This window comes from Kordia sp. (assembly GCF_965224175.1).
Lineage (GTDB): Bacteria > Bacteroidota > Bacteroidia > Flavobacteriales > Flavobacteriaceae > Kordia.
The window spans coordinates 4,112,802-4,125,560 of the sequence record NZ_OZ245041.1; the positions used below are offsets into that span (position 1 = coordinate 4,112,802).

Genomic DNA, 12,759 nt, shown 5'->3' on the forward strand with positions numbered 1-12,759 from the left:
AAGTTGTCAAAAAGAATCTAAAAACCAGCTAAAAATCAGGGTTTAACAAGGTGTATGTTTTAGTATATCAAGGAAAGTACGTAAGTTTATCATTCTTAATGAGAGTCAAAGTGGAAACAAAACGTTTCAACTTTATTTTAAATTCAGTTAATTACTAAAAATTGAACGCGTGAAAAAGCTGATAACGCTATGTATATTTCTTTGCCTAATTGCACTTCCAGAAGTTGTTGCTCAAAACAATTCTGAAGAACGCAAAGATGAAGCGACTGCTTTTTTTACAGTACGAGGAGAAATAAGAGGAAGAGATAGTAGATCACCTGTAGAAGATGCTACTATACGAATTGTTGGAGGAGAAGTAGTAAAAACAAACGCTTTTGGTCGTTTTACAATTCGAACGCGTATTGGAGATCAGTTGGTGATCGAACACCCAAGTTTTGGAAAAGAATTTCATAAAATTGAAAGTGGAGAGCCACTCGTTCTTTTAGTTGACGGATATGAAGGATCTGAAAATAGTAGTTTTAGTACAAGCAAGCAAAAACGAAAAGCAGGTTTGCAACGACATAAAATATTGCTCGATTCTGCCGTCATGTTCAAGAAAAAAAATATTGAAAAAAGTATTCAATATATTGAAAAAGCACTTGAAAATTTATACGATAATAACGATCAGAAACGATTATCGGATTCATATACAATTCTAGGAGATATTTATGCATATTGGAAGCAATATGATTTAGCAATTAGCAATTATCAAGTAGCTTTAAATATGTATAGTACCAGTCGTCTGTGGATTTCTTTAGGAATGACACAGCTCTTGAACGAAGACTATGAAGAAGCAATTACTTCCTTTAATAGAATTTTACGCAACAATTTATCACGATATCAAAAAACAACCATTTATGAAGGTTTAGGAGATGCGTATAAAGCTTTGGGGAAATATGATAAAGCGCTTGAAAATTATAATAAAGGATTAGAAATCGCAAAAGAAGACTTAATCACTCCAAAAATCACAGATTTAAACTCCAAAATTGCCGATAATTACGCTGCAAGTGGAAAAATTAAAAAAGCAGATAATTATTACCAAAACTCTCTGAATTTGGCTTCCGAGCAAAATCTAAATCGTGCCATTGTAGAGCAAGATCGTGTAGCCGATTTTTATAATTCGACCAATTCATATGATAAGGAAATAGAACTGCGTAAAAAGAATTTAAAAGATTTAGAAAAATCTGGTGTACAAGTGCAGCAATCAAGAGGAACATTCAATGATTCTGTAACAATTACTTCGCAACGCATCAATTATAAAATTGGAAATGCTTTTTTACAGCAAGATAAATTTGATGAAGCATTGCCGTATTTTGAAAAAAGTGTATCTGAAGCCAATACAAAAGAAGATTTAATTGTAGAAAAAGATGCAAAGCGAAAGTTGTCAGAAACGTTTGAGTCACTTGGTAATTTTGATGCGGCACGTAAAACTTTTGAAGAGTATGTTGATTTGGTTACCGAATTGACAATGCGAAGAGAACAAGAAATTTCGCAAGCAAGTCGTTTTCGAAAGAAAATTCAAGACAATCAAATTCGAATTCGAAGTCTAGAAGCAGATCGTGTATTAGAACGCGCGCGAAATGAAAATTACATGCGAGAACAATTACTTATTGCGCAAAGTAACAAAACACAAAAATATACTATTTACTCGCTTATCTTCGGAATGACTTTGTTGGTAATTACCATTTATCTTTTCTATAGAAATAGCAAACAGCAAAAACTCGCTAACAATTTATTAGCTTTAAAATCTTTGCGAACACAGATGAATCCGCATTTTATTTTCAATGCGTTAAACTCTGTAAACAATTATATAGCACTCAATGATGAACGAAATGCAAATCGTTATTTATCTGAATTCTCAACCTTAATGCGTGCTGTTTTGGAAAATTCGGATGAAGATTTTATTCCATTATCCAAAGAACTCGAATTGCTAGAACTCTATGTGCGCTTAGAACATATGCGTTTTCAAGATAAGTTTGACTACGAAATTACGGTCGATGAACAATTAAAAGTATCAGACTTTCAAATTCCGCCAATGTTGTTGCAGCCGTATATAGAAAATGCTATTTGGCATGGATTGCGTTACAAAGAAGAAAAAGGAAAATTAAACATTACCATTTCGGCAAAAACGGATGAAATGTTAGAAATTGTCATTGAAGATGATGGAATTGGAAGAAAACGTTCTATGGAATTAAAAACCAAAAACCAATTGCGTCAAAAGTCAAAAGGAATGGGGAATATCAAAAAACGTATTGCCATTTTAAACGATATGTACAAAGATAAAGTAGATGTTTCTATTGCAGATGTTCAGGCAGATGGACAAGGAACTAAAGTTATATTAACGCTTAAAAAAGATTAAATGCAGTTACAAACCATTATTGTTGAAGACGAAGAAATTAGTAGAGAAATTCTAAAAAAATACATCGGAAAATATTGTCCAAACATCAACATTGTTGGAGAAGCGTCTAATATTGATGATGCTCTAATCTTAATTCGAAATAATGAATTGGATTTGGTCTTTTTAGATGTAGAAATGCCTTTTGGAAATGCTTTTGATTTACTTGAAAAAGTGGGCGATCGTTCGTTTGAAACAATTTTTGTTACTGCCTACGATCATTATGCTATAGAAGCATTAAACAGTCATGCGTCTTATTATTTGCTAAAACCAATTTCTATTGATGAACTTATCAAAGCGGTTGATCATGTGACTTCTATTAAAAGTAAAGAAGAACGTTTAGCTGAAAATGTCATATCAACAACAATTGAAGCAATCAATGGAAAAATAACCATTCCACAGCAAGATGGTTTTCAAGTATTAAATGTAGCTGACATTATTTACTGCAAAGCAGATGATAATTATACTGAAATTTATATCAATGATGCTAAAATTGTGGTAAGTAAAACATTGAAATACTTTGAAGAAACGCTCAGTCAATATCCGTTTGCGCGTGTTCACAAATCGTATTTAGTCAATGTAAATGCTGTCGTGAAATACAAAAAAGGAAAAGGCGGAAGTGTTGTGTTGAACAATGGAAAAGAAGTAATGGTTTCATCTACCAAAAAAGCGAACCTATTATCGTACTTTAAGTAGGTGTTAGATTATGGGTTTTAGGTATTAGTGCGATGATTGTGTCAAAAGAAAGTCTGCAATTTAATATGTATAGTCATAATTTTTGAAGTTGAACTTGAAGAATTTGAAACGTCATTGCGAAGGAAGTGAAGCAATCTGCTTTTCGACACAATTTTCTGTAAAAAATCACTCGAAGTGACGTTCCTTTAATGTGTCAATTTGATAATGTATCAATAAAAATCCGTGAAGATTATGGACTACTCAATACTAAAGTGATAATTCGTGTATTCTTAGTAAAAGACAAATCAACAAATTAACGGAAAACAACCAACAACTTAGCGAAGTGACCAACCGATAACAAAAGAATTGCAAAATTTAAAACATAAAACTCAAGATAGTAAATGAAAAAGTATCTTTGCTAAAAGCTAAAAGCTAAAAGCTAAAAGCTAAAAGCTAAAAGCGAGGTAACCCAAAATCCAATTCCCATGATCAAACCCGTAAACGGAAAACATCCACAAATAGGAAACGATTGTTTTATTGCTGAAAATGCTACCATAGTAGGAGAAGTAACTATGGGAAATCAATGTAGTGTTTGGTTTAATGCGGTATTGCGCGGAGATGTACATTTTATCAAAATGGGAGATAAGGTAAATGTGCAAGATGGTGCTGTGATTCATGCAACCTATCAAAAATCGCCAACTACTATTGGAAACAATGTATCTATCGGACACAATGCTATTGTACACGGTTGTACTATTCATGATAATGTATTAATTGGAATGGGAAGTATTGTGATGGATGATTGTGTTGTGGAAAGTAATAGTATCATTGCCGCAGGAGCTGTTGTGACTAAAAACACGCATGTAGAATCGGGAAGTATTTATGCTGGTGTTCCTGCAAAAAAAGTAAAAGATATTAGCAAAGAATTAATCTCTGGAGAAATCAATCGTATTGCAGATAATTACGTGGAATATTCTAGTTGGTTTAAAAAGGAAGATTAGTTCAATCTTAAAAATCAAGCGCTTCAACACTATAATCTCTCTTCAAAATATCATATAAAATTTCAGGTTTTCCATTGCTGTAAAAAGTGCAACTGCCAGAATTTGAGGTTTCTGCTGATAAGTCATTTTGTGCTAAAATCGCTTGAGTTTGCTTAGCAACCGCAGTTCCTGAATCTATAATTGTTACGTGTTTTGGTAACAAGGTTGTTAACTTCGGAATTAAATACGGATAATGACTGCAACCCAATACCAAATAATCGATATTAGCATGAAGCATTGGTGTTGTGTATAAGTTAAGCAGTTTTTCCATTTCTGGTGAATCAATCTTGCCATTTTCAATCAACGGAACTAAACCTTCACCAACTTGCTCTATGATTTGAACGCCGTTTGCATACAAATCAGCTGTTTTGTGGAACAATTCGCTAGACAAGGTTCCTTTTGTTGCCAAAATGCCAATCGTCTTGGATTTCGTCTGTAAAGCAGCTGGTTTAATAGCGGGTTCAATACCGATAAATGGAACATCGTAACTTTTGCGTAAATGTTTGATCGCATTTGTGGTTGCAGTATTGCACGCAACTACAATAATTTTGCAACCTTTTTGAAGTAGTAATTCGGTGTTCTTAATGCTAAGTTCTGTAATTCTCTCTTTTCCTTTAGGTCCGTATGGAGCATTCTTACTATCAGCAAGATAGATTGTGTTTTCATGTGGCAACAATTTGTGAATTTCGCTCCAAATAGATGTGCCGCCAACACCAGAATCAAAAATACCAATCGGGGAATTACTCATAATGGTAAAAATAAGTAAAAAAATACTGTTGTCTAAATCATTATGTAAAGCAAACTATATCTCTACCAAAAAATAGAATATTATTAAGTGACTAGAGGTTAACTTTAGTCATGGTCATAAAGATTAGTAAAAGCGTAATGATGCCGATTATTGTAGTAAATCGCCCGATTTTCTTAGACTTGGTCCAGCCAGATAGTGCAATCATTGTGGTTAAGGAAAATAATCCGATCATAAAAGTTGTTAGTCCAATAATTCGAGGTATAATAAAGTCATTTGTAGTTACATTTTTTAAATAACCTCCAGGAGTCGTTGTCATTGATATTTGTATCATCGCAAAAACAGTTACTAAAAAACAACCTGAAGCAAGTGTAGAAAATATTAAAATTCGATTTGTAAGTTTATCGTTTCTATCAGATACCAATAAGTTGGCTACGATTGCAATTGAAAATCCACTTAACAGAGAACTGATTAAAATAGTTTGTTTCGCTAATTCATTCCAATATTCTAAAGTGATTTCCATATGTATTTTAGTGTTAGGGTAACGAAACGTATTAGATTTTTATAAATTTAGTTAAAATCAGGCATAAAAAAAACCGCCAAAAATAGGCGGTTTTTATATAATGTAAAGTTTTCTATGTCTTATTTGATACCTAATTCTGCTTTTACAGCTCCCATTAAGTTAGTTCCATCAGCAAGTAATAAACCTGATCCTGGAGTTTCGTCAAGAACATAAGCGAATCCTTGTGCTCTAGCTACTTTTTGAATAGCTGCTAATGCTTTTTCTTGAATAGGCTTTGTTAAGTCAATATACTTTTGCTCAGCAGTTTTTTGTGCAGCTGCTTGTGCTTCTTGGATACGCGTTTCTAACTCTGCTAATTCTTTCTTTCTAGCATCATTCTCGGCATCAGTTTTTCCTGGAGCTTCGTTTGTATACTGCGTCAATTTATTTCTGTATTCAGTTACTGAAGCTTGAATGTCAGCACCGAGTGATTCTTGTAATTTATCAAACTCAGCTTTAGCAGCTTTCATCTCTGGCATTGCGCTAATTAATTGTTGCGTGTTGATATGAGCAACTTTAGATTGTGCATTAGTAAAACTTACTACTCCAAAAAATAGTACTGCAATAGCAATTAGCTTTTTCATCTGTTTCATGATTTTCAATTATTTACTTTAAGTGTTATTTATATTAATTGTTGTTACTTTCCGTTTCCAGCGCCTTCTCCGTTGCCTTCGTTTTCTTTTTCTTCCTGCTGCTTTTCGCGTTCTTCTTTCTTTTTACGCTTTTCCTCTGCTCGTTTTCTACGCTTTTCTTCTGCGGCTTTCTTTTTAGCTTCGCGTGCTTCTATTAGTTTTTTGCGTTTTTCTTCGTATGCTTTCTTTTTAGCTTCACGCTCTTCCTCACGTTTTTGTTTACGTTCATCTAATAGTTTTTGACGCTCTGCTTTTTTCTCTGCTGCCGCTTGCTTCTTAGCTTCTATTTCAGGGTTTGGTTCCGAATTTTCATCGTCAAATTTTGACTTTTCGTTTCTAGCCTCAATTTTAGCTTCTCTTCCTTTGCGTTTCTCGTCTCTATTAATTACTCGTAATACTAGATCACTTATATCAAATTTCTTTGAAGAATAAAGCATTACTACATCAGCTGATTTGTCAAACACGAAATCGTAACGTCTCTTTTTTGCGATATCTTGAACTGCATTGAGTACTTGATCTTGAATAGGTTTTACCATATTCTGACGCTGTACCATTAAACTACCATAAGGTCCAAAACGATCTTGTTGGTACGTTTGTAATTCTTCTTCTAAGATCTCTATTTCTTCTTCACGCTCGTCTACTAGTTCTTTCGTAAGTAAAACACGTTCCGCACTTAGATTTTTTTTCATTTGATCTATTGCGTTTTGCTTCTTCTGAATTTCGTTTTTCCAGCGTTGCGCTTTTGCTTCTAATTGAGTGTTTGCTTCTTTATATGCTGTTACATTCTCTAAAATGTATTCCATATCAATATAGCCAACTTTTGCACCAGGTACACGTTTTTGTGCGTTCACGGTAGATAGTGTAAGAAGCATTGTTAATAAAAAAAGAACTTTAGTTTTCATGTCTGTCGGTTTGTTAATAGAAAATATCGTGCCAAAATTAAATTTACTTAAAATTGTTGTCCGATAATGAAATGCGTTTCCCATCCGTTTCGCTGCGTCGTTCCTGGGATTGGATCGAATCCGTACCCAAAATCAATACCTAATAATCCGAATGCAGGCATAAATATACGTAATCCTGCACCAGCTGAGCGATTTAACTCAAATGGACTATACTCTTTAAACGAATTAAATGATCCACCAGCTTCCAAAAATGTCAATGCATAAATAGATGCTGTTTGCTTCAATGTAATCGGATAACGTAACTCTAACGAAAATTTATTGTAAATAGTACCTCCATCTAAATCAGAAAGTGATTGATTTGGATATCCACGCAATGCAATTGCCTCTCTACCATCTAAACTAAAGTTACCTAAACCGTCTCCACCAACAAAGAATCTTTCGAAAGGAATGATTCCTCTATCGTTGTTATACGCTCCTAAGAACCCAAAATTTGCTTCTGTTTTTAAAACTAATTTATCAACAACATTTTGGTACCAAGCACCTTTGAATTTAATTTTATAAAATTCTAACCATTTGAATTTTTCTTGATCAACTTTTCCTCTATCAACAATTGAAACTTCTCCTGGTTCTAATGTTGGACCTAAGTTTGCTGGTTCTCCTGGTAAATTTGCATTTGCATTTAGGAAATTTCCATTCGCATCTTTCAACTGAAAATCATCTTGATTTTCTAAATTTCCATAGTCTACGTTATTAAACAGCGAATAAGGTAAGGAAAGTTTTGCACTTACAGAGAATTCTGAACCTTGCATTGGATAAATTGGATTTGGTCCTGAAGAGTTTCTACTCAAAGCAACTGTGTATGAGAAGTTGTTTGAAAATCCATCACCAAAGGTAAATAATCCTGTGTTATAGTTCTTTAAGTTATAATGTTGAAAACTTAATGCTTGTGATAATACGAAATAATCATCTGGTTCTGCTAAACGTTTTGCCAATCCGATCGAAATACCAGTAATTAAGAAACGTCTGTCTTTATCAGCATTGTTTGTTTGTGGGTTGAATAAAAACTGTACGGTATGTGATAAAGATGTAGTAAACTGTACAGGTTTTTTTCCTCCTAGCCATGGTTCTGTGAATGAGAAGCTAAATGTTTGGAAGAATCTACTAGCTTGAGCTCGTAATGCTAATTTTTGTCCATCTCCAGTAGGAAGTGGTTTGTAAGCATCTCCATTAAATAGGTTACGAATAGAGAAATTGTTAAATGATAGCCCTAAGGTTCCGATGAAACCTCCACCACCATAACCACCTTGCAGTTCTATTTGGCTTCCCCCACGTTCAGCTAAACTATATTCTACATCAACAGTACCACTGTTTGGATCTGGGTTTTTGATTTCTGGTTTGATTTGCTCAGCATCAAAGAATCCTAACTGTCCAAGTTCACGAATCGTACGGATAATTTTATCTTTACTATATAATTCTCCTGGTTTTGTTCTGATTTCACGATAAATTACGTGATCGTTTGTTTTTTCGTTTCCAACAACAGAAATATTATTGAAATATGCTGGTTTTCCTTCAATGATACGAATTTCAAAGTCGATAGTATCATTCTTTGCAGAAACCTCAACTGGATTGATGTTAGAGAATAAATATCCGTTGTTTTGGTATAGGTTAGTCAAATCGTCTGCATCAGGATCAGTCTCATCAGCAATACGCTTTTCTAATAATACACCATTATATGTATCTCCTTTGTTGATTCCTAATAATCTATTAAGATCTCTATCTTTATATACAGAGTTTCCTAAGAATGTAATATCACCAAAATAATATTTGTTTCCTTCTTCAATAGCAATGTCAATATTTAATGTATTGTCTTCATTCCAACTGATAGAATCTTTAACAATTCGAGCATCACGATATCCGTTTTCCTTGTATTTTTCTATGATAGAGCTTAAATCTTCTTTGTAATCTTCAGGAATGAATTTAGAAGCTTTGAAAATACGTAGTGGGAACTTTTGCTTCGTATTTTTCATAGTTCTACGAAGCTTTTTGTCTTTAAATTGCTCGTTTCCTGAGAAACGAATCTTTTTGATTTTTATCTTTTTACCTCGATCTACATTTACAATAACCTTCATGTTGTTCTTGGCATTGTCTGTAGTATCTTGCTGTGTAGTAATGTCTACTTTTGTACGATAAAACCCTTGTTTTTTATACTTGTTTTGGATGTAGTTTTTAGTATTTGCTAAGAAACTCTCTGTAATTTTCTTTCCTTTTTTAAGTTCTGTTTCTTTAATAACAGTAGCAGCTTTATTTTCTTTTAAACCACGAACTTCTACATCAGATAATGTTGGTAATTCTTGAATGTTTAATTCTAAGAAAATTTTCTCACCTTCAATACGATCAATATAGAAGTTGATATCGCTAAAAAGCTCTAATCCCCAAAGTTTTTTAATTACAGCACTAATTTCTTCTCCAGGAACTAAAATTTCCTGTCCTTCACGTAGTTGCGTATAGGTAATAACGGTTTGTTCGTTATAACTTTTTAATCCGGTAACTTTAATGCCGCCAATCGTGTACTTCTTTCCTTTATCGAAAGTAGTTTCTTGTGCATTTATGGCGATACTGCAAAACAGTACTATGAGTAGTAATAATGATTTAAGGTATTTTTTTTGCATTAAAATTCTAATTAATTTGTTCGCTTGTTTTTCCAAATCTTCGTTCTCTATTTTGATAATTAATCAACGCTTCATATAAATGTTCCTTGCTAAAGTCTGGCCACAATACATCAGTGAAATATAGTTCAGCATATGCTATTTGCCATAACAAAAAATTACTTATACGATGCTCTCCGCTGGTACGTATAAGTAAATCTACATCTGGTAAATTTTGCGTGTAAAGATGCTGATTAATAATGGATTCATCAATAGATTCCAAAGAAATTATATTATTTTTAACTTTATCACATATTTCTTTAACAGCATTTTTTATTTCTTCGCGAGAACCGTAGCTCAGCGCTAGTGTTAAAGTCATGTGTGTGTTGTCTTTAGTCTTCTCAATAACCTCAAACAGTTCTTTTTTAGCCTTTTTTGGAAGTGTATCTAAACTACCAATGGCCTGAAGTTTTATATTGTTGTCAACAAGTAATTTTTGCTCTTTTCTTAAGGAAGAAACTAATAAACGCATCAAAGCATCTACTTCTAATTTTGGGCGATTCCAATTTTCAGTTGAAAATGCATACAGTGTAAGATTTTGTATGCCTAATTCTGCGCAAGCTTCTACTGTTTGCTTTACCGCTTTACTTCCATTTTCATGACCAAAAACACGGAGTCTTCCTTTTTGTTTTGCCCAACGACCATTTCCGTCCATAATAATGGCTAAATGTTTCGGCAAAAAGTCTTTCTGTATTTTTGTTGCTAAACTCATTCGTATTGTTGCTTGCTACACTAGTAACAAAAACAGGGTTTTTTTCCAAAGGTATAGGTTAGGGTGATTCCCGTAAACATATACCAATCATTACTATTTATATTTCCGAATTTCAAATTATCGAAATCTTCTTTGTCATTTACAGGATTGCTTCCGTCAATATCATCTGTAAAAGTATAGCGAGCGCCAAGCTCTAAACCTAAGATGAAATTATCTGAAATCGTCATTTTGTATCCAATTACCATTGGAATTGCAAATGTATTGTCGTCTCCATAAGGAACAATTCTGTTATTTTCTAAAAATAAGGTGTCATAATTAAAATATGAAACTCCTGTATATAGATATGGTGTTCCTTGCGGATCTATGTCATGTAAATTAAATTCCCAAAATGTAAATTCAATACCAACAGAAAATTCCGTAATGGTATTGGTAAATTGTAATCCTCTTAATTGTCTGGCAGGATCATCAGAATTGATATCTTTTCCTTCCAAAAGTGTTCTTGTGATCGACGCTCTAAACGAATGTCTTTCACTTCTATTCCATTTATATATAGCTCCATACGCTAAGTGGTTTGGATTTATATACTGTGTTGATCCCACATCACCAATAAAATTACTATACCCAACATACGCTCCAATTTCATGGAGTTGCGCATTCAGTGTTTGGGCTAAAGTAAAAGCAACCAACATTATAACGAGTCTTCTCATAGGTATCAAAAGTTTGCAAATATAGTATTCTCTTTTGTTATAGGCAATTCATAAAATAAACCTATGGCATTTAAACATAATTTGCTGGATTTTATTGCTTTTAATTTCGTTTATCTTCTCCCCAAAGAAGCTTTTTTCGTAGTGTTTTTAAGAAACTTTGTCCTTCAAGTTCTACAAGCTTCACTGTAAAAGGAGCTTTTTTGATAGTAATTTCACTATTTATGTTTACAGTTGCTATTCTAGAATCTAAAGAAATAAGGTGCTTATCTTCACGTCCAGAAACTTCTAATCGAATGGTAGTATGATCAGGAATTACTAATGGACGCGCATTTAAATTGTGTGGAGCTATTGGTGTTAATACAAAACTATTGTTGTTTGGTGTAATTACTGGTCCGCCGCAACTTAATGAATATCCTGTTGATCCTGTCGGAGTCGCTACAATTAAACCATCTGCCCAATACGAATTCAAATGTTCATCGTTTAGGTGTGTTTTTACGGTAATCATAGAAGTTGTATCCTTTCTGGCAACAGTAACTTCATTTAAAGCAAAATTCATTGCTGCAATATCTTCATTGATCGGAGAAGTTTCAACAGCAAGTACACTACGTTCTATAACGGTAAACTCTTTACTGATTATTTTTGAAATGGCGTCTTTGATTTCTTCTTTCTGTATTGTAGCTAAAAAACCAAGCCTTCCTGTATTGATTCCGAGAATAGGAATGTTTAAATCTTGTACAAGTGTAATAGTTCGTAAAATAGTTCCATCGCCACCAATGCTAAAAAATAAATCAAAAGATTCATCTAAATCTTCATAAGATTCAAATACTTCGTAGCTTTCCGTGACAGCTACTTTCTCCGTGAAAATTTCGTAGTATTTTTTCTCGAAATAAATTTCTACGCCAAAATGATGTAGATTTTCTAGCAAATATGTAACATATTCGCCTGAATCTTGATGATAAAATTGACCGTAAATACCAACTTTCATGACTTAAATATTCAAGTATTTGTCTAAGTATTCAGAACGTTCTTTCAAATTTTGCATGTATGTATCTTCTGCAAATTCTGAAACAACATTATAACTATATCTTCTAAACGATTGCATGATTTCGTTTAAACCAGCATTGTTTAATTTTAATGTTACCTGTACAACGTCGTTTTCAGCTTTAGAAATAAAAGCTCCTAATAAACGTGCATTATTTGATTCTACAATTTGACTGATTTCGCTAAATGAATAATCTTTAATTCCTTTTTCAACAACTAAAACACTTCCTACTTCATGTAAAAAAGGTGTGTCGTTAAATATATTAATGATATCATTTAGTTCATAATAACCTATATAATCGTTTTTCTCATTCAAAATAGGCATAATGTTCGATGAATTTTGTGCAAATGCTTCCAGCACATCAATCCAGTTAGTTTGTTCTCTCACAAAAAACTGTTCTAAAGCATAACGATATTCGTTAATTTCTTTGTCAGCATCAAAGCAATGAGAATCTGTCTCAGATAAGCATCCTAAATATACGCCATCTTCTGAGATGGGAATGTGAGAATAAGTAAGTTGATTAAAAACCAATTGCGCCTCTTTTACAACATCATTTATAGATAATGGTGTAACATCATTGAGAATGTATTGTGCAATATTCAT

Annotated in this window: 12 protein-coding genes; 3 read left to right on the plus strand and 9 right to left on the minus strand. The window is 33.2% G+C overall.

From position 1 onward, the window contains the following. Window positions 1–169 precede the first annotated feature (169 nt). The 3 genes from ACOQOS_RS17775 (at window position 170) to ACOQOS_RS17785 (ending at window position 4,110) form a co-directional block, all read left to right on the plus strand. A complete protein-coding gene (locus tag ACOQOS_RS17775) occupies window positions 170–2,398 on the plus strand; it encodes a tetratricopeptide repeat protein (RefSeq protein WP_420571819.1) in 2,229 nt (742 codons plus the stop codon). Next, a complete protein-coding gene (locus ACOQOS_RS17780) occupies window positions 2,399–3,130 on the plus strand; it encodes a LytR/AlgR family response regulator transcription factor (RefSeq protein WP_420571820.1) in 732 nt (243 codons plus the stop codon). A gap of 458 nt (window positions 3,131–3,588) precedes the next feature. Continuing rightward, on the plus strand, window positions 3,589–4,110 hold the full coding sequence (locus tag ACOQOS_RS17785) for a gamma carbonic anhydrase family protein (RefSeq protein ID WP_420575161.1): 522 nt from the start codon (window positions 3,589–3,591) through the stop codon (window positions 4,108–4,110). 7 nt (window positions 4,111–4,117) lie between these two features. Here ACOQOS_RS17785 and murI read toward each other — a convergent pair whose 3' ends face one another. From murI to ACOQOS_RS17830, 9 genes are all read right to left on the minus strand, one after another. After that, window positions 4,118–4,897: a glutamate racemase gene (murI, locus tag ACOQOS_RS17790; protein WP_420571821.1), complete on the minus strand. Its 780-nt coding sequence runs from the start codon at window positions 4,895–4,897 to the stop codon at window positions 4,118–4,120. 91 nt (window positions 4,898–4,988) lie between these two features. Next, on the minus strand, window positions 4,989–5,417 hold the full coding sequence (locus ACOQOS_RS17795; protein WP_420571822.1) for a hypothetical protein: 429 nt from the start codon (window positions 5,415–5,417) through the stop codon (window positions 4,989–4,991). Between the two features lie 119 nt (window positions 5,418–5,536). Further along, window positions 5,537–6,049, minus strand: coding sequence for an OmpH family outer membrane protein (locus ACOQOS_RS17800; protein ID WP_420571823.1), 513 nt, complete (start codon window positions 6,047–6,049; stop codon window positions 5,537–5,539). Window positions 6,050–6,093: 44 nt separating this feature from the next. Continuing rightward, a complete protein-coding gene (locus ACOQOS_RS17805) occupies window positions 6,094–6,990 on the minus strand; it encodes an OmpH family outer membrane protein (RefSeq protein WP_420571824.1) in 897 nt (298 codons plus the stop codon). A 47-nt stretch (window positions 6,991–7,037) separates the two neighbouring features. Next, window positions 7,038–9,659, minus strand: a complete 2,622-nt coding sequence (bamA, locus tag ACOQOS_RS17810) for an outer membrane protein assembly factor BamA (RefSeq protein ID WP_420571825.1) — start codon at window positions 9,657–9,659, stop codon at window positions 7,038–7,040. A 7-nt stretch (window positions 9,660–9,666) separates the two neighbouring features. After that, window positions 9,667–10,407, minus strand: coding sequence for an isoprenyl transferase (locus ACOQOS_RS17815; RefSeq protein WP_420571826.1), 741 nt, complete (start codon window positions 10,405–10,407; stop codon window positions 9,667–9,669). Between the two features lie 20 nt (window positions 10,408–10,427). After that, window positions 10,428–11,114 carry a DUF6089 family protein gene (locus ACOQOS_RS17820; protein WP_420571827.1) on the minus strand — a complete coding sequence of 229 codons (687 nt, stop codon included), beginning with the start codon at window positions 11,112–11,114 and terminating at the stop codon, window positions 10,428–10,430. A gap of 100 nt (window positions 11,115–11,214) precedes the next feature. Beyond that, complete coding sequence (locus ACOQOS_RS17825; protein ID WP_420571828.1) at window positions 11,215–12,099, minus strand: NAD kinase; 885 nt, start codon at window positions 12,097–12,099, stop codon at window positions 11,215–11,217. Between the two features lie 3 nt (window positions 12,100–12,102). Beyond that, a complete protein-coding gene (locus ACOQOS_RS17830; protein ID WP_420571829.1) occupies window positions 12,103–12,759 on the minus strand; it encodes an acetoin utilization protein acuB in 657 nt (218 codons plus the stop codon).

What these genes read in the sequence shown, in the direction of transcription:
- ACOQOS_RS17780 (WP_420571820.1), top strand. Translation starts at nt 2,399, where the DNA reads ATGCAGTTACAAACCATTATTGTTGAAGACGAAGAAATTAGTAGAGAA.
- murI (WP_420571821.1), bottom strand. Translation starts at nt 4,897, where the DNA reads ATGAGTAATTCCCCGATTGGTATTTTTGATTCTGGTGTTGGCGGCACA.
- ACOQOS_RS17795 (WP_420571822.1), bottom strand. Translation starts at nt 5,417, where the DNA reads ATGGAAATCACTTTAGAATATTGGAATGAATTAGCGAAACAAACTATT.
- ACOQOS_RS17800 (WP_420571823.1), bottom strand. Translation starts at nt 6,049, where the DNA reads ATGAAACAGATGAAAAAGCTAATTGCTATTGCAGTACTATTTTTTGGA.
- ACOQOS_RS17805 (WP_420571824.1), bottom strand. Translation starts at nt 6,990, where the DNA reads ATGAAAACTAAAGTTCTTTTTTTATTAACAATGCTTCTTACACTATCT.
- bamA (WP_420571825.1), bottom strand. Translation starts at nt 9,659, where the DNA reads ATGCAAAAAAAATACCTTAAATCATTATTACTACTCATAGTACTGTTT.
- ACOQOS_RS17815 (WP_420571826.1), bottom strand. Translation starts at nt 10,407, where the DNA reads ATGAGTTTAGCAACAAAAATACAGAAAGACTTTTTGCCGAAACATTTA.
- ACOQOS_RS17820 (WP_420571827.1), bottom strand. Translation starts at nt 11,114, where the DNA reads ATGAGAAGACTCGTTATAATGTTGGTTGCTTTTACTTTAGCCCAAACA.
- ACOQOS_RS17825 (WP_420571828.1), bottom strand. Translation starts at nt 12,099, where the DNA reads ATGAAAGTTGGTATTTACGGTCAATTTTATCATCAAGATTCAGGCGAA.
- ACOQOS_RS17830 (WP_420571829.1), bottom strand. Translation starts at nt 12,759, where the DNA reads ATGAATATTGCACAATACATTCTCAATGATGTTACACCATTATCTATA.